This window comes from Longimicrobium sp., assembly GCF_036280135.1.
GTDB lineage: Bacteria > Gemmatimonadota > Gemmatimonadetes > Longimicrobiales > Longimicrobiaceae > Longimicrobium.
Window position 1 is genome coordinate 1 of sequence record NZ_DASURI010000069.1, and the last position, 19490, is coordinate 19490.

The 19490-nt window shown below is 70.4% G+C and carries 13 protein-coding genes; 10 read left to right on the forward strand and 3 right to left on the reverse strand.

What is annotated here, in order from left to right; translation table 11 throughout:
• The first annotated feature begins 79 nt into the window (after positions 1–79).
• Positions 80–700: an HNH endonuclease gene (locus tag VFZ20_RS02420; RefSeq protein WP_329682225.1), complete on the forward strand. Its 621-nt coding sequence runs from the start codon at positions 80–82 to the stop codon at positions 698–700.
• Positions 701–931: 231 nt separating this feature from the next.
• Here the strand turns inward: VFZ20_RS02420 and VFZ20_RS02425 are convergent, their stop codons facing one another.
• From VFZ20_RS02425 to VFZ20_RS02435, 3 genes are read right to left on the reverse strand one after another with little or no spacing between them, the layout of a single operon-like run.
• Positions 932–4174 carry a TonB-dependent receptor gene (locus VFZ20_RS02425; RefSeq protein WP_329682226.1) on the reverse strand — a complete coding sequence of 1081 codons (3243 nt, stop codon included), beginning with the start codon at positions 4172–4174 and terminating at the stop codon, positions 932–934.
• Positions 4175–4196: 22 nt separating this feature from the next.
• The gene (locus VFZ20_RS02430; RefSeq protein WP_329682227.1) at positions 4197–5231 is read right to left on the reverse strand and encodes a DUF5689 domain-containing protein; all 1035 of its coding nucleotides are present in this window, start codon (positions 5229–5231) and stop codon (positions 4197–4199) included.
• Between the two features lie 16 nt (positions 5232–5247).
• Positions 5248–7119 (reverse strand): SdrD B-like domain-containing protein, encoded by a 1872-nt coding sequence (locus VFZ20_RS02435; RefSeq protein ID WP_329682228.1) that lies wholly within the window; start codon positions 7117–7119, stop codon positions 5248–5250.
• Positions 7120–7344: 225 nt separating this feature from the next.
• Between VFZ20_RS02435 and VFZ20_RS02440 the strand changes: the two genes are divergently transcribed.
• The 9 genes from VFZ20_RS02440 to VFZ20_RS02480 all read left to right on the forward strand — a co-directional run bounded on the left by VFZ20_RS02440 (position 7345) and on the right by VFZ20_RS02480 (position 19402).
• Positions 7345–8553 carry a ComEC/Rec2 family competence protein gene (locus tag VFZ20_RS02440; RefSeq protein WP_329682229.1) on the forward strand — a complete coding sequence of 403 codons (1209 nt, stop codon included), beginning with the start codon at positions 7345–7347 and terminating at the stop codon, positions 8551–8553.
• A gap of 256 nt (positions 8554–8809) precedes the next feature.
• Complete coding sequence (locus tag VFZ20_RS02445) at positions 8810–9667, forward strand: DNA/RNA non-specific endonuclease (RefSeq protein ID WP_329682230.1); 858 nt, start codon at positions 8810–8812, stop codon at positions 9665–9667.
• An 803-nt stretch (positions 9668–10470) separates the two neighbouring features.
• On the forward strand, positions 10471–14565 hold the full coding sequence (locus VFZ20_RS02450; RefSeq protein ID WP_329682231.1) for an RHS repeat-associated core domain-containing protein: 4095 nt from the start codon (positions 10471–10473) through the stop codon (positions 14563–14565).
• A gap of 105 nt (positions 14566–14670) precedes the next feature.
• On the forward strand, positions 14671–14916 hold the full coding sequence (locus VFZ20_RS02455) for a hypothetical protein (protein ID WP_329682232.1): 246 nt from the start codon (positions 14671–14673) through the stop codon (positions 14914–14916).
• Between the two features lie 203 nt (positions 14917–15119).
• The gene (gene udk / locus VFZ20_RS02460) at positions 15120–15791 is read left to right on the forward strand and encodes a uridine kinase (RefSeq protein ID WP_329682233.1); all 672 of its coding nucleotides are present in this window, start codon (positions 15120–15122) and stop codon (positions 15789–15791) included.
• A 126-nt stretch (positions 15792–15917) separates the two neighbouring features.
• Complete coding sequence (locus VFZ20_RS02465; RefSeq protein ID WP_329682234.1) at positions 15918–16361, forward strand: hypothetical protein; 444 nt, start codon at positions 15918–15920, stop codon at positions 16359–16361.
• A 455-nt stretch (positions 16362–16816) separates the two neighbouring features.
• Positions 16817–17806: an alpha/beta hydrolase family protein gene (locus tag VFZ20_RS02470; RefSeq protein ID WP_329682235.1), complete on the forward strand. Its 990-nt coding sequence runs from the start codon at positions 16817–16819 to the stop codon at positions 17804–17806.
• A 113-nt stretch (positions 17807–17919) separates the two neighbouring features.
• Positions 17920–18906: an alpha/beta hydrolase gene (locus VFZ20_RS02475; RefSeq protein WP_329682236.1), complete on the forward strand. Its 987-nt coding sequence runs from the start codon at positions 17920–17922 to the stop codon at positions 18904–18906.
• A 106-nt stretch (positions 18907–19012) separates the two neighbouring features.
• Positions 19013–19402 carry an ACT domain-containing protein gene (locus VFZ20_RS02480; RefSeq protein WP_329682237.1) on the forward strand — a complete coding sequence of 130 codons (390 nt, stop codon included), beginning with the start codon at positions 19013–19015 and terminating at the stop codon, positions 19400–19402.
• Positions 19403–19490 lie beyond the last annotated feature (88 nt).

The window sequence follows — 19490 nt, forward strand, 5'->3', positions numbered from 1 at the left end:
AACCACTCACAGCCAAGCCGGAGCCGCAAAGCAAGAACGGGTACACGCTCACAGCGCGAACCAGGAGACGAGGCAGCACATGGGGTGTCTGGCGCTCAACGCATCGTACGAACCGCTCACCATCCTGCCGGTGGAGCGGGCCCTGCGCCTGGTGTTCGAACGCAAGGCGGAGGTGCTGGAGGCGGACCACGCGCGCGTCTTTCGCTCCGCCAAGGAGCGGGTGGCGGCGCCCCTGGTCATCCGGCTCAAGCGGTTCGTCCACGTGCCGCGCAGGTTTCGCCGGCAGGTGACCAACACGTTCCTGTTCGCGCGTGACAGTTACCGCTGCCAGTACTGCGGCCGGCACAAGAGCCAGCTGCGGGGCCGCGAGTTCCTGACGCGCGACCACGTGATGCCGCTTTCGCGCGGGGGCGAGAACTCGTGGGACAACGTGGCCACGGCCTGTTCGCCGTGCAACAACCGCAAGGCCAGCCACCTTCCCGAGGAGATCGGGATGCACCTGATGCACAAGCCGGCGGAGCCCAACTACGTGGAGCTGGTGTGGGCCGTGCGGCGGGTGACGAGCGTGCAGGCCAAGTACATCGCCATGTTCTACGGCGAAGAGGTGCTGGCGGCCCTTACCCGGCACGCGGAGGAGGACGGCCACGCGCATCATGCGCCGGATCATGGCCACGAGCGTCACCTGGCGCTGATGGATTGAAGGCGGGCCCGTCGCACTGACCGGCCCGCCTTTTCGTTGTGCTCCCCAAAACAGATAACTGCATTCTCACGCAGAGGGAGCAGAGGCAGCAGAGTACTTCATCGCGCGGTGAAGTACTCTGCTGCCCCTGCTCCCTCTGCGTGAGGATTCTTTTCAGTCGTTGAGAACGCGAGACGGGCCGCCTCCCCGAGGGGAAGCGGCCCGTCCGTCATCCGACCGCCGATCCGCGGATCAGAAGTAGTACTTGATGCCCACCTGCGTCTGGAACTGCAGCAGCAGGTTGGCCCCCAGCGCCTCCTCGCGGCCGAACGTATCCGGCACGCGGTACAGGATCTGGTCCGTGTTGGCGTCGTAGCGCACCGGCACCAGGATGTTGCGGTTGGCGCCGAACACGCCCGTGATGCGGCCCCACTCGCTGTTCAGGCCGTTGAGCACGTTGAACATGTCCACCTGGAGCTCCGCACGCTGCCCGCGCGTGGTGTTGAAGCTCTTGCTCAGGCGCAGGTCCAGCTGGTTGCTCCACGGGAACCGGCAGGTGTTGCGGTCGATCACCTGGCCCACCGCGTCGCCCAGGCAGTCGTTGTCGTTGAGCAGCTGGCTGTACAGCGCGCGCATGGAGTCGGCGGCCACGCCCGTCACCGACAGGGGCAGGTCCTCGGGCGCGTAGATGAACGGACGGTCGTTGAAGCGCACGCCGTCGCCGTTCAGGTCGCCGCTCACCTCCGGCGTCCAGGGACGGCCGCTCTGGATGCGCCAGATGCCCGACACCTGGATGCCCAGCGGCAGCCGCGTGGCGCCGTTGAACACGAACGTGTGCCGGCGGGCGAAGTAGCTGGGGCCCCAGGCCTTGTCCTCGTCGCCGATGCCGCCCACGTCGTTGGGGCCGTAGATGCCCACGTCCGGGTCCTGGTAGCCCGAGCTGGCCGTGCAGCACGAGTACGACGAGTTGTCGTACGCGCGGGTCCACGTGTACGACGCGCCCAGGGTGGTGACGTCGCTGAACCGGTGGTTCAGGTTGAACGTCGCCGTGAGGCCCTCGGACCGGCCGTCGTTGTAGTTCACGTAGATGTCCGAGTACTCCAGGTTGTTGCGCGAACGCACGCTGTTGGCCGTGGCGTCCGACGCCGTGGGGTCAAAGATGGCCTCCGGCTGGAAGATCTGACGGCCACCCTCGCTGGCCAGCGCGAACTGCGTGGGGCGCAGGTTCAGGTTGCGCACCGTGTACAGCTTGTAGCTGCGCGTGTAGATCAGGTCCGCCGACACGCTGGTGCCCCGGCCGATGGCCTGCTCGAAGCCCACGTTGCCCTTGAAGGTCTCCGGGAACTCGAAGTCCGGCTGCCAGAAGGTGTAGGTGGGCAGCCCCGTCGTGGACGTGGCCTCGGCGCACTGCTCGGGGTTGTCGCCGCCGCCCGGCGACCACTCGGGGTAGTTCACGGGGCTGGGGGGCGCGTCGGGGTCGCCCAGGTCGCCGCGGCAGACGATCTGCACCGTGGGACGCACGCTGCCCGCCACGTTGCCGCCCAGCACGTAGGGCACGCGGCCGTAGAAGTAGCCGGCGCCCGCGCGGAACACCGAGCGGCCGTCCGCGTTCAGGTCGTAGGCCAGCGACAGGCGCGGGCTCACGTTGTTGTTGTCCGTGGGCGCGATGCCCGACTCCACGTTGAACGCCTGCTCGGCGCCGATCACCTGCTCGGGCGCGTTGCGGAACGACTGCTGGTCGTAGCGCACGCCCGCCGTGAGCGTGAGCTTGGGGCTGAACGCCCACTCGTCCTGCGCGTACAGCGACCACTCCGCCACGTCGAACTCCGACACCGGCACGCCGCCGCCCTGGCGGATGAAGCGCGTGTACGACGACGGCTGGCCCGCCGCGAAGGCGTCCAGGTTGTCGAAGGTGTACTCGCCCGCGCCGTTGCTGATGAAGCGGTTGAAGATGTGCGTCCACATCAGGTTGCCGCCCACCTTGAAGGTGTGCGCGCCCGTGGTGTGGGTGAGGTTGTTGATGAGCTGGTACTTGCTCTCCTCCAGGTTGTTGAAGAAGGAGACGAAGGTGCCGCCGTACCCGATGCGCTGCCCGCCGCTCAGGTTCACGATGAGCGAGGGGCGCACGTCGTTGCCCTGGCGCGGCCGCTTCTCGTCCGAGTACTGGAAGCGCAGGGTGTTGAAGGTGTTGGACCCCAGGATGGACTGCAGCTCGCCCACGGTGGAGTTGCTCCACCCCTCGTACGCCTCGGCGCGCGACTGGCCGTAGATGAAGTCGAAGTTGGCGTCGAACTCGTTGAGGTTGTCGTAGTTGCTGTAGTTGTGCCGCAGCGTGAGCCGGTGGTTGTCGTTGATGTTCCAGTCCAGGCGGCCAAACAGCGTCAGCACGTCGTTGGAGGTGGAGAACGACTGGTATCCCGAGCCCGCGTTCTCGATGCCGTAGCGGTCCTCCAGCACCTCGAAGTAGCGCTGCACCTGCTCGAAGAGCACGGGGTTCTCCGACGCTCCGCCCGGCGCGTACCGGCTCAGGGTGATGGGCAGCTGCGGCTCGCGGCGGCGCTGTCCGTCCAGCGACACCAGGAAGAACAGCTTGTCACGCTGGATGGGGCCCGACAGGCTGGCCGCGTACTGCGTGACGCGGTAGTCGTCCAGGGGCTCCGTCTCCTCGAAGTTGCGCCCCGTGAGGGCGTCGGAGCGGTAGTTGGCGTACGCCGTGCCCCGCCACTCGTTCGTGCCGCCCCGCGTCACCACGTTCACGATGCCGCCGGAGTAGCTGCCGTACTCCACGTCGAAGCCGTTGGTGATGATCTGGAACTCGCGGATGCTCTCCAGCGAGAAGGCGAACGGAATGCGCGACCCGCCCCGGTTCTCGCCGAAGAAGGCGTTGTTCGCGTCCACGCCGTCGATCTGGATGCTCGTCTGCGACGCGCGCTGGCCCGCGATGCTGAACTGGCCGCCCGTCGTGGCGCCCGGGTCCGGCGCCACCAGCCCCGACAGGTTGATGAAGTCGGTAAAGTCGCGGCCCAGCACCGGCAGCTCCTGGATCTGCTGCTCGGTCACCAGCTGCGTCACGCCGCCCTCGGCCGCCTGCTCGGCGCCCGTGGCCGTGACCGTCACCGCCTCCAGGGCCAGCGTGGCCGTCCCCAGCTGCAGGTTCACCACGGCCGAGCCGCCCACGGCCACGGCCACGCTGCGCGTGCCCGTGCTGCGGCCGATCTGCGCCGCCGTCACCGTGTAGGTGCCCGGGGGAAGCAGGCGGATGACGTACGCGCCGTCGGCGCCCGTCGTGGCCGCGCGCTGCAGCCCCGTCCCCGCGTTGCGCGCCGTGACCGACGCGCCGGCGAGGGGCGCGCCCTCGTCGTCCGACACCACGCCTCGGATCTCGCCGGTGGTGGTCTGGGCCGCCAGCGGCGCCGCCGTCGCGCCGACGGCCACGGCCGCCGCGCAGACGGCCGCGCGCAGCGCACCGGCCCACGTTCTCAGGATGCTCTTCATCTCGAAAGTTTCGCCGTGTCGGTTAGCTGCAGGGGACTTCAACCACGTCCGCCCGCGTGCGCGGGAAGATCTGCCCGGCATCGTTGAAGTTGCCCACCACGCCGGTGATGTCGTAGCACTTGGGGCCCACCGGGTACGCCGCCGGCAGGGCCGCCGCGTCGCTGTACAGCCCCGTCTCGAAGCGGATCTGCGTGGCGCCCGTGCCGTCGTTGATGATGGCGTTGCGGTTGTTGATGCCGCCCGCGCCAAAGACGTCCGTGAACTTGGCCTTGCTCACCTTGACCAGCGTGCCCTGCAGGGGGTCCTTCTCGTTGGGCCCCGCCGCGGCGATCTGCGCCGTGGTCACGTTGGCCGGCGTCACCGTGCCAAAGGCCTTGGTGATGCTGCGGACGACGGGCTGGCTCAGCTGGAAGTCGCCGCTGAAGACGGCGATCACGCCGGAGACCTCCAGGCGGTCGCCCACCTCGATGCCCTGCGTGGCCAGCGAGCTGCCGAAGACGCGGATGCCGCCCGACGCGTCCTGGATGTAGGTGTAGTCGCCGCCCGAGCGCAGCATGTTGGGCGCCGACGTCACGATGCCGCGCACCACCGCGTTGCCGCTGCCGATGCCCTCGGCCACGGAGATGAGCACCAGGCAGCCGCCGCGGGTCTGCAGCCGGAAGAAGCGGGTCACGCCCGGCTCCACCGTCACGTCCAGGGGGTTGGTGCACAGCACCACGCCCGCGGGCAGCGACGCCGCGCGGATGTAGGCGCTGTGCGTGCCCGCCGGCAGCCCCGTCACCTCGAAGCGCCCCTGGGCGTCGCTGGTGACCGTCTTGTAGATCTGCGCCGTGTCGCCGCGGACGGTGAACCGCACCTCCACGCCCGAAAGCGCGCGGTCGCCGTCACTGGGGTCGAAGAGGGCGTCCTCGTCGGCGTCGTAGTACAGCAGGCCCTCGATGGAGCCCGTCTCCTCGATCGTGAAGGGCGGGGCCGTGTCGGGCTCGCAGCCGGCCAGCACGGCCGCCGCGAGCAGCGCCGCCGGCGCCCACCCCCCGAAGTGTCTCAGCTTCATCATTCTCTCAGTTAGCGGGTCAGCCGGCGGTCACGTCGGCGGTGCTGCGCGGCTTGATCTGCCCCACGCCGCCGAACACGGACAGGATGCCCACGATGTCGTAGGTCTGCCCCACGGTGAACGCGGGGGCGTCCACGTTGGTGCGGCCCTCGGCGCGGATGGTGAACACCGTGCCGTCGGGGGCGCGGGCCGTGACGTTGAAGCTGCTGGTGGCGGAGCTCTGCGCGGCCACGGCCGTGATCACCACGTCGTCGATGCGCGCCAGCTGTCCCTCGTACGCGCGCGAGGTGAGCACCCGGCCCGTCACCACGCGGGGCGCCGGCAGCGTCCCCGTGCCCAGGGCCTCCACCGTGAGGGGCGTGCTGATCTGCACCTCGCCGTTGAAGAGGCCCACGGTGCCCGTCACGCGCACGCTGTCGCCCGGCGCGAACCCGGCGGACACGAGCCCGCCGAACACCTGGATGCCGCCCGTGGCGTCCTGGATGTAGAAGTTGCCCACCTGCGCGGCGCCGGAGCCGCTCACGCTGAAGGCGCCCACGTTGGTGGTGAGCACGCCCGTGACCGTCGTGACGCTGCCCGCGGGCAGCAGGCGCGCGCCCGCCACGGAGGGCGGCGAGGTGCGGGCCACGTCGAAGGTGCCGCGGGGCTTGAGCTGCGGCGTGGTGGTGGTGCCGCTCACGAACACGTCCAGCACGCCCGTGACCGTGTAGACGGAGCCCACGGCAAAGGTGCTTAGCGGCACGTTGGCCGTGCTCTCCAGGCGCAGCTGGAACGTGTTCCCCTGCGGGGTGCGCACGCCGATGTTGCCGCTGGTGCCGCTGGCGGGCACGGAGGTGACCTCCAGGCTGTCCACGCGCACGAGCTGGCCCTCGTAGGTGCGCTCCATGACCTCCGGGCCGTTCACGCTGCGCACGGCGGGAAGGGTGCCGGTGCCCAGGACCTCCACGGCCACGGTGCCCTGGATCTGCACGGCGCCGTTGAAGAGGCCGATGGTGCCCGACACGCGCACGCTGTCGCCCGGCGACACGGCCACGGTGCTGGTGGAGGGCAGGAAGACCTGGATGCCGCCCGTGGCGTCCTGCACGTAGAAGTTGCGGGCGCCCAGCTGGCCGCGGCCGGCCGTGACGATGGCCTCCACGGTCACGCTGCTGTTGGCGGCGCGGGTGCGCGCCTGGGCCACGGGAATGCGCAGGCTGCCCGTGAAGCGGATGTTCACGGTGGCGGGGCCGGCCGCGGGGACGTTCACCTGGCGGGCGTTGCCGTCCACGATGGTCACGCCCTGGGGGGGAACGACCTCCACCGTGTACTGGCCCGGGCGCAGGCCCGAGAACGACCAGGTGCCGCCGGCGTCCGTGGCCACGGTGGCCAGGGGGGTGCCCGTGGCGGCGCCGCCCGCGTACAGGTTCACGACCACGGCGGCCGCCGGCTGGTCGGCGCCGGCCTCGAACTGGCCGCTGGCGTTGTCGTCGCGGTACAGCACGCCGCCCACGCTGCCGGGAAAGTACGCGTAGCGGAACTCGGCCGTGGCCGCGCCGCCCTGCGCCGTGGCCGTGAACAGCGGCTCGCTGGCCGTGGTGAGCACGGCGCCCGCGGGGGCGTTGCCGCCCAGCGACAGGGCGTACGTGCCGGGCTCCAGGCCCGTCAGCGTGGCCGCGCCCTGGGCGTCCGTGGTGGCCGTGGCGCCCGTGCCGTCCTCGCCGGCCGCCGTCACGGTGGCGCCGGCGACGGGGGCGTCGCCCGCGTTGAAAGTTCCCGAGCCGTCCGCGTCAACGTACACCCGTACGGTGAGGTCCGTGGGCGCGCCGTCCGGGCCGGTGGATTCGCTGCAGGCCGCCGCGAACAGCGCGGCGGCCAGGGCCAATCCAACGGACCCGAATCGAATGCGAATCATTCGTGTCCTGGGAGATGGGTTACCGGATGGTGCGCCGCGTGCGCACACGCGGCGCGCGGACGGTAGGGGAGCGGCGTCCGCGTGTCAAGGCGTGGACGGCGTTTCGCCGCGGATTCGTTACGGGGAAGACGTTCGACGGCGCCAACGGTGCCGAATCTGGTGTGGAACCCCCTGGATTGGTTAGACTTACGGCCAAACTCCGTTGCACCTGTATTCAGAATTCCGATGCTGCTACGTCCGCTCGCCGCCGTCCTGGCGCTCCTTGCCGTTGCCGCCTGCGACGGGTCGCCGTCCGGTCCGCCCGAATCCGCCGCGCCCGTCATCACCGTCACGGGGGTGACGGCGGGGGGCAGCTACACGGGCTCCGTCTCCATCGGCATCTCGGTGGACCGGGGCTCGTACTCGGCCACCCTCAACGGCGCGTCGTTCACGGGCGGCACCGTGACGAGCCCGGGCAGCTATACGCTGCAGGTTGCCGCGCGCAACGGCACGGCCACCTCCACGGCCAGCGTGCCCTTCACGCTGACGTTCGCGGGGAGCCGCGTGCTCATCGTGCGCCTGCTGGACCTGGGCGACAACGAGTCCGGCGGCGGGGGCGACGCCATCCTGCTCACGGACAGCACGGGGAGCGGCCTGCGCCACGGGCTCATCGACGCCGGTCCCCAGGGCGTAGACGCGTCCAACCCCGGCTACGTGCTGCAGCGGCTGCGGGACCTGGGCGTGACCCGGCTGGACTTCGTGGAGCTCACGCACGCCCATGCCGACCACTACGCGGGGCTGGCCCCCGTGCTGAACGCCATCCCCACGGGCTGGTTCGTCTACAACGGCCAGCAGCGCGCCAACATCGGCGGGTACCAGACGGTGCTCTCGGCGGCCGGCGCGCGGGCGGACTCCGTCGTCGTGCCCGCGGCGGTGACGGCGCTGCCGTTCGGCTTCGGCGGGGGCACCCTTTCCGTGATCCCGCCCCTGCCCACCTACCTGGGCAACGCCAACGCCAGCGGCGACGAGCTCAACGAGGGCTCGCTGGGGACGTCGCTCACGCGCGGCTCGTTCCGCATGTTCTTCACGGGCGACGGCGAGATGGAGGCCAACGCGCGCTGGCGCACCGGCTTTGCCGCGCTCACGGGGAACGTGACGGCGCTCAAGGTGGGGCACCACGGGGCCAACAACGCCGTGTTCGACGACGGGTTCCGCGGGGCGTCGGCGTGGCTGGCGCACACGGCGCCGCGCCTTGCCGTCATCAGCGCCAACGGCCGCAGCCACCCGCGGCAGAACGCGCTGAACGCCATCCTGGGCCTGCCGCAGACGGAGACGTACTGCACGAGCGTGCACGGCGAGATCGCCATCCGCATCGCCGAGAACGGGCAGTACGCCGTGACGGTGCAGCGCAATGCCACCCTGGACTGCCGCCCGGGGAGCGAAGCGACGACCTGAGCGCGCGCTTCCACGCCGAGAACACGGCCGGCCACCCCGCCCCGGGTGGCCGGCCGCCTCGTTTTGCCTGCCGGTCCCCCCTCTGCTCCTGCCCGGCCGGAAGCGCGCCCCTTCCGCGTCGACGCTCGCCGCAATCTCCCCTTCCCGTTTCAGCGCTGTGACGGACGTCTCCTTCCTTTTCCGACACGGCGTGATAGGTTCTCCCCCGTCCTGCCCAAACCCCCTGTTCCATCCCACCCCACCCGGGAGCTGCCGCATGCGTGGTCTGCCGTTCCGCCGTTCGTTCCTGCTCCTTGTCCTGGCGCCCGTCGTGCTGGCGGCGTGCGCCCCGGACGCGGGCACCCTTACCGCCGTGCCCGCGTCCGATCCGTCGTACTACACGTACCCGTCCGCGCTGTACCGCAGCCACGTGGCGTTCGGCACGCCGTTCGACGCGAGCACGTCCAACGACTACGTGATCCACCGCCGCACGCACAGCCTGTCGTACAACTGCGCGCAGGGCGGGCCCAACTGGGTGAGCTGGAACCTGAACAAGACGCACTTTGGCGATGCCGCGCGCAGCAGCACGTTCACGTCCGACGCGGGGCTGCCCAGTGGCTGCTACCGGGTGGCGACGAGCGACTACACCAACGGCGGCTACGACCGCGGCCACATGGTGCGCAGCGAGGAGCGCACCTGGTCCACGGACGACAACAAGGCCACGTTCGTGATGACCAACATCCTGCCCCAGCGGCACGACCTGAACGGGGGCCCGTGGCTCGCGTTCGAGACGTACCTGCAGGACCTGGCGCAGAACCAGAACAAGGAGGTCTACGTGATCGCCGGCGGGCGGGGCAACGCGGGGACGCTGCTGGGGGCGGGAAAGGTGGTGATCCCCACGCACACGTGGAAGATCGCCGTCGTCATGCCGTACGGGCAGGGGCTGTCGCAGGCCACGTCCAACAGCAGCATCCAGGTGATCGCGGTGATGATGCCCAACACCACGGGCATCATCGGCCAGGCGTGGACGGCGTACAAGACCACGGTGGACAACATCGAGTACTACACCAAGTACAACTTTCTCGACAAGCTCCCCGACAGCGTGGAGTCGTACTGGGAGGCACGCGTGTTCTGAGGCGGAGAGGCCCGCGTCCGCGATGCGTCATCCTGACGGCGGCCGCGGGATGGACCTCGAGTCTGTCGCCTGTCCGTGCCGTCATCCCGAGCGAGGCGCCGGCCTGGATCCATCCCCGTGTGGGATCGCGCCGACCGAAGAAACTGGCCGCCGGAGTGCATGATATTGAAGCGGGAGCAAGAAACAGCATTCCCACACGGGGCCTGCGGCCAACGGAGTCAACGGTTTTCTTTCGATCCGTTACCGTTTCCTCCGTTGGCCGCAGGCCCCGTGTGAAATCCTTTGGTAGAGCCATCCCGCGCGCGGCAATCACGGTTTACCCGGATCCGGCATGATCTCACCCGTGCGCCGAGTTGCTGTCGGGGCGGACGTGCACGGGCGGGATCGTGCCGGACTCGCGACGCGATTCTTCGGTCCGCCGGCGCGCACGATCCGTGTGGCGGATGGAACACGATCGCTGGGACGAATGACGCCCGGATGTGCGTACCGCACCCACGTGGACGGCGCCACCGCGTCTTGGAGAACTACGCCGTCATCGTGCAGGAGAGCGTGGCGACGAGCTCCCGGCCGGGGTGTGAAGCGACGCCCGGGTCCATCCCTCCTCCAGGCACGCCCCGACCGGCAGTGCACATATCGATACTATAGGGACATAGAGCGAATATATAAGATGATCTACGTTTCAAAACACACGTTGATGAGCATTGACAGGCCTTAACCGGATGTTTTAGCGTGCGGTACGGAAGATTGGGTAATCCTCCCGGACGGGCTACGTGCCCGGAACCTCTCCTCCTCACAATTCCCTCATGCCTTACGGATCCACTCGCAGGAGCGCGCTCGTCGCGCTGGCGGGGCTCGCCCTGCTGGCCACGCCCCGCGCCGGCGCCGCCGCCGCGCCGCCCGACCCCACGCCGGCCCCGCGGGGACCGGCCGTCCGCGGCCCCGGCGCGGGGGACGCCCCCTCCGACGCCCCCGTCCAGCCGTACCTGTACCTGCTGGCCACCCACGACGACAACCGGCCGTTCGCCAGCGTGCCGGGCCGCGCGTCGTACAGCACGCCGGCGTACTACAGCATGGACGCCCCCCGCGCGGCCACCCTCGTGTACACGAGCGCCCAGGTGGTGCCCCGCGCCCTGGTCCAGGTGAGCGTCACGGACGTGTCCGTGAACCAGGTCCCCGTCTCGTACGTGCTGCGGCTGCGCCGGCCCGACAACTCGTACGTGACGTTCGTCAACGGCCAGACGGAGATGCACTACCAGGGCGGCACCAGCTCGCGCGTGCTGGGCGCCCAGTTCGATGCTTCGTCGCTGGCCACGGGCGCGTACACCTACACCGCCATCGTGGACGCCGTCTACCCCGGGGGGAGCTTTCGCCAGAACACGCTCAGCCTGCGCTTCGTCGTGCTCAACGAGGTCGCGAGCCCCTTCGGCGCCGGGTGGACCGTGGCGGGGGTGCACCGGCTGTACGTGCAGCAGAACGGCATTCTCCTGGCCCGCGGCGACGGGACGGCGGTGTTCTACGAAAAGTCCTGCGCCACCTGTCCGTACACCACGCCGCAGGGGGAATTCGGGACCCTGAGCCCCGACAACGGGCAGTACCGCCGCTCGTTCGCCGACAGCACCCGCGAGCAGTACGACGGGGCGGGACGGCTGCTGTGGGTGCGCGACCGCGTGGGCAACACCACCAGCTACGGGTACGATGCCGCGGGGCGCCTGGGATACATCCAGGACCCCGTGGGCAAGCGGCTGGTGTTTGGCTACAACACGGCGGGCAAGCTGGCCACCATCACCGATCCGGGCGGCCGCGTGACCCAGGTGACGGTGAACGCGAGCGGCGACCTGGCCCAGGTGGTGGACCCGGGCAACGGGTTTGCCCTGCGCGCCACCTACGACGCCGCGCACCGCCTGGTGACGCACCAGGACCGGCGGGGCGGGGTGTGGACGCTGGCCTACCACGCCACGGGCATGCTGGACTCGCTGCAGATGCCGGGCGTCCCCGTGCTCCGGAACGGCACCGAGCAGACCGTGCGCCCCACCGTGCGCTACCGCTCCGTGGAGGAAGCCGTCGTTCCCCCGGCGGGGACGGGCACGGCCTCGTCCCCGGCGCCCCTCGTGCTGGGCACGGACCTGGTGGTGACGGACGCGCGGGGGTTCAGCACCGCGTACCGGCTCTCGAAGTGGGGCCCGGAGCAGGTGACGGAGCCGCGGGGGCGGGTAACGGTCATCAACTACACGCCCCACGGGCAGGTGACCTACCGCCGCGACCCCGCGGGCCGGGTGATGAACTGGTGGTGGACGGGACAGAACCTGGACAGCGTCTTTGACGCCACGGCCAGCCGCACGCTGCGGTACCGATACGGCGCCTTCAACCAGGTGCGGGAGATCTCGGACGGCACCTTTACGCAGGTGCTCGCGCTGGATTCGCGCGGGCTCGTGCAGACGGAGGGGCTGGCGGGCTCGTCCACCCTCACCCGCTACACCTACGACACCCGGGGCCGGGTCACGCAGGTGATCGACCCGCAGGGGCACTACACGCGCGTCTACTACGCGTCCGCGGGTGCCATGAACACGGACTCCGTGGTGGGCGACACGGCCGGCCAGCGCGTGTCGTTCACCTACGACGGGCTGGGGCGGCCGCGCACCCTGACCAACGGCGGCAACCAGACCGCCAGCGCGTGGTTCGACGCCCTCAACCGCGACAGCGTGTACGTGGTCGCCGGCGACACCGTGCGCTACGGGTACGACGGCCTGTATCCCGACCGGGTGATCCTTCCCGGCAACCAGGTCTACGAGACGCGGTACAACGCCCTGGGCTGGGCGCGCGAGGTGCTCACGCCGGCGCCCGGCACGCGGCGCATGTACCACGACGAAGCGGGGAACGTGGTACGGTCCGTGGACCGCCGGGGGCTGCCGGTGACCTACGCGTACGACGCGCTGGGGCAGGTGGTCACCCGCACGGCCGACGGACTCACGGCCACCTTCGCGTACGACTCGCTGGGGCTGTGGACGGCCGCCAGCAACGCCGAGGCCACCGACACCACCTGGTTCAACCAGGCGGGCCAGACGGTCAAGGCCGTCACCTGGCTCAACGGGCAGCGGTACCAGCGCACCTACGGCTACGACTCCGGCGCGCGCCGCACCATGATGCGGGTGCAGACGGAGCGGGGGCGCGACTGGTACTGGGACGACGCGCAGCATTGCTCCGTGCTCTTTGGCGCCAACCAGCACGGCAAGCAGCACTGCCTGAACCTGTGGTCCGTGAACTACTCGTACGACACGTCGGGGCAGCTGCAGCACTTTTCCGTGGGCGGCGACTGGCTGTACGGCGACGACGAGTACGACCCGTACGCGTACTACCGGGTCTTCAACGCCGGCGCCGTCTTTTCCTACAACGCCGACCGCATGCTCACGGGCACCACGGTGGGCACCACCACCATGACGCGCCAGTACGACCGGCTGCACGCCCTGCGCTCCATCACCTACACGCCCGACAGCGTGAACGCGGCCCTGGGCGGCAACTGGGTTCGCGACCGCATGGGCCGCCCCCTGCAGCGCTACAACGCCGCGCAGACGGGCTTCAAGTGGTTCGACTACGACGGGCGGGGACAGCTGCAGCGGTTTGGCACGGGCGTCTTTGCCGGCGGCATGTGGAGCCAGGGCGAAGACTGGGACTCGCCCTTTGACCGCGCGGGCAACCCGGCCGACAGCGGGGCCGTGGTGCTTCCCGGGAACCGGCTGCAGAGCTACCGGTCCGTGTGGGTGGACCACGACGCCGACGGAAACGTCATCTCGCTGGACGGCTCCTACAAGCGCAGCCAGTTCTACTGGAACAGCCTGGGCCAGCTCGCGTGGGGCAACGACGACGCCACCCAGACGGGCGCCGAGTACGGCTACGACGCCGGCGGGCGCCGGGTGCGCAGGTCGGGGAGCTCGGGGGTGACGTACTACCTGTACGACGGCGAGAACCTGCTGGCGGAGATCGCGCCCGACGGCGCGTTCACGCGGGTGTACTCGTACTACCCGGGCACGGACCGGCCCCACGCCATGGTGCAGAACGACTCCGTGTACTACTACCTCACGGACGAGCCGGGGCACGTGGTGGGGCTCGTGCGGCCCAACGGCTCGCTGGCCAACCGGTACGACTACACGCCCTTTGGCGAGCTGCGCTTTGTGCGGGAGCAGGTGCCCAACGACCTGCAGTACGCCTCTCGCCCGTGGGACGACGAGCTGAGCCTGTACCACATGCGGGCCCGCGACTACGACCCGTTCCTGCGCCGGTTCATCAGCGAGGACCCCATCGGACTGGCGGGGGGCGTGAACCTGTACGCCTACGCCCGCAACAGCCCCGTGCTGTTCCGCGACCCGTTCGGCTTCTCGGCCGACGGGGGCGAGTGCAAGTACGTGCCCGCGCGGGAGCGGGAGGTCGGGGCCCGGCAGGACTCGTACGGTCAGTGGTGGAAGATCCAGTGCCCCGTGATCTTCGTGGGGGGCACGGGCACGGTGGCCATTCCCCTGGTGGGGATCACCGTGGGCGTGGGCCACTGGACGTCGGGCGACGAGGAGGGGCGCTACTTCCGCATTGGCTACGCGTCGGGGCTGGACGCCAGCGGCGGCATCGAGGGCGGCCGGTCCGACTCGCAGGGCGCCTTCTTTGGCCCGGCCGCGGGGGGATGCATGTCCTTCCTGGCGGCGGGAGGATGCTTTACGGGAAATCCCAGCGGCACCACCACCAGCCTGGGCGCGGCCCGCAGCCTGGTAAAGATTCCCTCGCCCGTGACGGGGCACGTGGAGGCGTCGTACACCTTCAACCTGGGCTCCCGTCCCGCGCCGCCGCCCTACGGCGTGCGGCAGTTCCTGCGCGACGCGTACAACGCCATTACCTTCCAGGGAATGCGGCCGTGAAGCCGGCCCGGTGCCCAAACGGCGGGCACGGGGCGCGGACGCGCCCGTGACCAGGCTCTTCGCGCCGGCCCGGGGTCCGGGCCGGCGCCACATCCGCGGGGAACGATGAATCCGAACGTCGGCTGGATCCTGGTGGTCGTCATGATCATCGTGTGCGTGCTGTACTCGCAGTACCTGTCGGGGCTGCGGAAGGGGGACATTCCGCCGCCGCCGGACGGCCGGGTAAGCCGGCTGCTGAACGAGCTGGACTTCGACAACTATCCGCCCAGCGCCCGTCCGTGGGTGGTGGTGTACTGGATCCTCTACGGGCTGTTCATCGTCTCCCTCTTCCTGTTCGCCTTCTGGCGCTGACGCCCGGCGCCGCAAGATGTCCTCTCCACCGGGGCCGCGGTCCGAGCGGATCGCGCCCCCGCGGACAGGGGCGGAGGACGGACCCTCACCGCCCCTTCGCACTTGCCTTTCCGCCCGCCGTCCACTATCCCAAGTCAGCCGGAGGGCGGCGGAACGGGACCGCGCGCCGCGTCCGCCAGACACGCACCAAGCAAGGGCAGGGGATGAAGCCGTTCCTGATCGGCATCGCGGGGGGCACGGGGTCGGGCAAGACGACCGTGGCGCGTCGCATCTACGACTCGCTGCACCTGGACAGCGCCGTCTTCCTCGACTACGACGCGTACTACAAGGACCTGCTGCACATGTCGCTGGAGGAGCGCGCGTCCATCAACTTCGACCACCCGGACTCGCTGGACAACGACCTGATCGTGCACCACCTGCACGAGCTGATCGCCGGCCGGCCCATCCAGAAGCCCGTCTACGACTTTTCCCGCCACACCCGGGCGGAGCAGTCCATCCCCGTGCAGCCGCGCGACGTGATCCTCGTGGACGGCATCCTGCTCTTTGCCGAGCCGCGGCTGCGCGAGATGTTCGACCTGCGCATCTTCGTGGACACGGACGCCGACGTGCGGTTCATCCGCCGCCTGCGCCGCGACATCGAGGAGCGCGGGCGCACGATGGACTCCGTCATCGAGCAGTACCTCACCACCGTGCGGCCCATGCACTTCGAGTTCGTGGAGCCCACCAAGCGCTGGGCCGACGTCATCATCCCCCGCGGCGGGCAGAACCGCGCGGGCATCGACGTGGTGGCGGCGCGCATCCGCGAGCGGCTGGCGGAGAAGGCGCGCGAGGCGCGGGCGGAGGGCAGGGAACAGGGAATAGGGAACAGGGAATAGGGAATAGCGGGACCGGCTTCGCCGATGGAATCCCTTGCGCGATCGGCGGGTGAAATGGATGTTTATGGCTGCTGTGGATCGGTGTAGCAGAGTCTCGCCATCCTTCCTCCGCTTCGTTTCGTCGCCGTGTCCATCTCCCGCGTCCGTTTCTCGCCCGCCAACCTCGCGGCGGGGCTCATCAAGCTGGTGCTCGCCGGGATCGTCGTCGTGGCGCTGGTGCCGCAGCTGCGCACGCGGGCCATGCCGCACGTGGCGTTCGCCGTGGATCCCATCCGCCGCGCCACCACGCAGGACCGCGTGAACAGCGTGTCGGGCTACGTGGAGTACGAGTCGCGCATTACCGGCCACGCGCCGCAGGACCGCGACCTGCCGCGGGTGATGGCGCGCATGTTTCCCGGCCGCAAGGACGCCATGATGGACCCGTGGGGCCGGCGCTACTACATCCGCCGCCGCGGCGACGGGTTCCACGTGGGCTCCGCCGGCCCCGACCAGCGCCGCGACACCCCCGACGACGTGCTCTCCTCCAAGCGCGCCCTCCCCACGCCGCACGGCAGCGCCCCGCAGCACTGAGAGGGCCTCACCCGCTCGCTTATGCTCGCACCCTCTCCCGCACACTGCGCGGAGAGGGTATACACTTCTTACGAGCCCCGAAGCACGACGCGGGGCTTCACGTCTGGTGGGTCATCGCCCGCACCGGCCGGAAACCGGTGCCCTCGCCGGGTGGCGGCGCGCGTAATCGGTTGAAGCCTCGTTCGCGGAGCGCGTCGGCGCGAGACGGGGCTTATGGCTGTCCCAGCGGCGGGTTCACCCGCTCAGACGGGATGCCCGCACCTCGTCGGACGGATGGATTCTGCACGGTATTCCCCGGCCGACGGATTGCCGCACCTCCGGGGTTGTCGACAATTTCATCGGCTGTTAATTTCCCGCGGGAAACCCCGACGCGTGTCCCGGCGTCCAACCTCCCGACGCCGCCGATGGACGCGCGGCGGGGACGCTCACCCGACCCATCAACAGGAGACCCTCCGGTGCCGACGCCCATCGTCCGCCGCCTTCGCGCCGCCCGCGCGGCGCTTCCCCTGATGGCCGCGCTGGCCGCCGCGCCCGCGTATGCGCAGCAGCCGCTGCCGCTGGACCTGTTCCGGTACGACCGCGCCGCGCCGCTGGACCTGCAGTCGCGGCCCCTGGAAACCCGCGAGGGCGTGGACGTCCAGGCCATCAGCTACGCCAGCCCCAAGGGCGGCCGCGTCACGGGCCGGCTCTTTGTTCCCCAGGGCAATGGGCCGTTCGCGGGCGTCGTCCTGGCGCACGGCGCGCCGGGCAACTCCGAGGCGTTCACGGGCCGCGGCATCTACATCGCCAGGCACGGCGCCGTCGTCATCGCCATCGATGCGCCGTTCAACCGCCGCGAGGGCGGGCCCCTGACCCTCACGCCGCGGGACAGCGTGGAACAGGTACAGCTCATCGTGGACCTGCAGCGCGCCGTGGACGTGCTGCTCAGCCGGCCGGACGTGGACTCGGCGCGGCTGGCGTACGTGGGCCGCAGCTACGGCGGCGCCACGGGCGCCCTGTTCGCGGGCGTGGAGCGCCGGCTGACCACGTACATCCTGGCGTCGGCGGACGGCGGAATCACCACCCGCTTTACCGAGCCGGACGCGCCGCCCCCGCCGCCAGGGCGCGAGGAGCAGGCGCGCGCCTGGCTGGCCTCCATGCAGCCCATCGAGGGCCTTCGCTTCGTGGGCAACGCCAACGGCACCCTCTTCTTCCAGAACGGGCGACAGGACCCGGTGGTCACGCCGGCACGCGCGGAGGCGCTGCACGCGGCCGCCGCGGGCGTGCGGACGGAGGTGCGCTGGTACGACGCGGCGCACGCCCTGAACCCCGCCGCGTACGTGGACCAGCTGCGGTGGCTGAGCGACAAGGTGGGCACCCGGGCGCCGGGCCCGGAGGACGAGGCCGGCCCGGAGATCCCGCCGCCGCCCGCGCAGGCCGGCCCGCAGCCCCGGCCGCGACCGTAGGACCCCGCGTCCCGGGCTTTTGACGAGCTCGGGCAGGATGCAGACCGGCGCGGAGCCGACGTGCGGTTCCGCTCCCATGAAGACACACCCACATAGATCCGGACGAGACCTAGATGCGCATCGCTTTCTCCCTGGCGCGCGGCTCCATCGCCGCCGCCCTGCTGGCCCTGGCCGCCGCGCCCGCGTGCGCCCAGGCCCCCGCGTCGCACGGGGACGCCATCGCCGCGGGCACCTTTGCGTACGACCGCGCGGCGCCGCTGGACCTGCGCGATTCGCTGGAAACCGTGCAGGACGGGCTGGAGACGCACGCCATCAGCTTCGTCAGCCCGCGCGGCGGACGGGTGACGGGGCTGCTGTTCGTGCCGCAGGGGCCCGGGAAGAAGGCGGGGATCGTGGCCATGCACGGCTCGCCGGGAAGCGCGCGCCAGTCCGCCCGCAACTCCGAGGGGCTGGCCCGGCGCGGGGCCGTCGTCGTGGCCATCGACGCGCCGTTCGCCCGCCGGCCCGGCGAGCCGTCACTCACCTTTACCCCGTCGGACAGCGCGGACCAGGTGCAGGTGGTCGTGGACCTGCAGCGGGCCGTGGACCTGCTGCTGGCCCGCGCGGACGTGGACCCGGCCCGCATCGCCTTCGTGGGCGGCAGCTACGGCGCCGCCGTGGGGACGATGTACGCCGCCGTGGACCCGCGCCCCGCCGCGTACGTGCTGTTCGTGCCGGACGGCGGATCGGTCTCGCACTTCACCGACCAGGACGGGCAGCGCGATTCCATGCTGTCCGACATGCCCGAGGCGGACTGGCAGCGCTGGACGGCCGCCATGCGCCCCGTGGAGGGGATCCACTACGTGGGCCGCATCCGCGAGGGAAGCGTGCTGTTCCAGAACGGCCTGCGCGACCAGTTCATCCCCGCGTGGAAGGCCCAGGAGCTGCACCGCGCCGCCGGCCCGTCGCACACGGTGCGGTGGTACGATGCCCGGCACGGGCTCACGACGGGCGCGCGCCTGGACCGGTACGCGTGGCTGGCGGAGCGCATCGGCATCCGCGCGCCGACGGATGAAGAGCGCGCCGCCGCCGCCCAGGCCGACGCCGAAGCCGCCCGCTGACCGCCGTCACGCGCGGTTGATGGTTGCGGCCGGCGGGACGGCCATCGAACTTCCGGGCGCGTGGAGCCATCCGCTCCACGCGCCCCTTTTGCGTCTGATGCATCCCATGGCCGAATCGCCCGCGCTGAACCTCTCGCTCCTCGCCGACACGCTCGCCGTCTGCCGGCTCTCGGCGGATGCCCCCGTGCCCGCGTGGGCGTGGACGGGCGAGCCGGCGTCCGTCACCCGCACGGGCGACGAGCTGTCCGTCGTCTGCCGCGCGGACGCGGTGCCGGACGGCGTTCGTCACGAGCCGGGCTGGCGATGCATGGTGGTGGCCGGCCCGCTGGACTTCGCCCTGACGGGCATCATGGCCGCGCTGACGGCGCCGCTGGCCGCGGCCGGCATCCCCCTCTTTGCCGTCAGCACGTACGACACGGACTACCTGATGGTCAAGGCGGAGAACCTGGACCGCGCCATCGCTGCCTTGCAGGGGGCAGGGCACCGGGTGGAGTAGAGAATGCGGTGAACGACAGACGTTCTCGTGTACTTAATGACATCCATTTACCGACTGTTGTTGTGGGATTGGATGGAGTGTGATACAC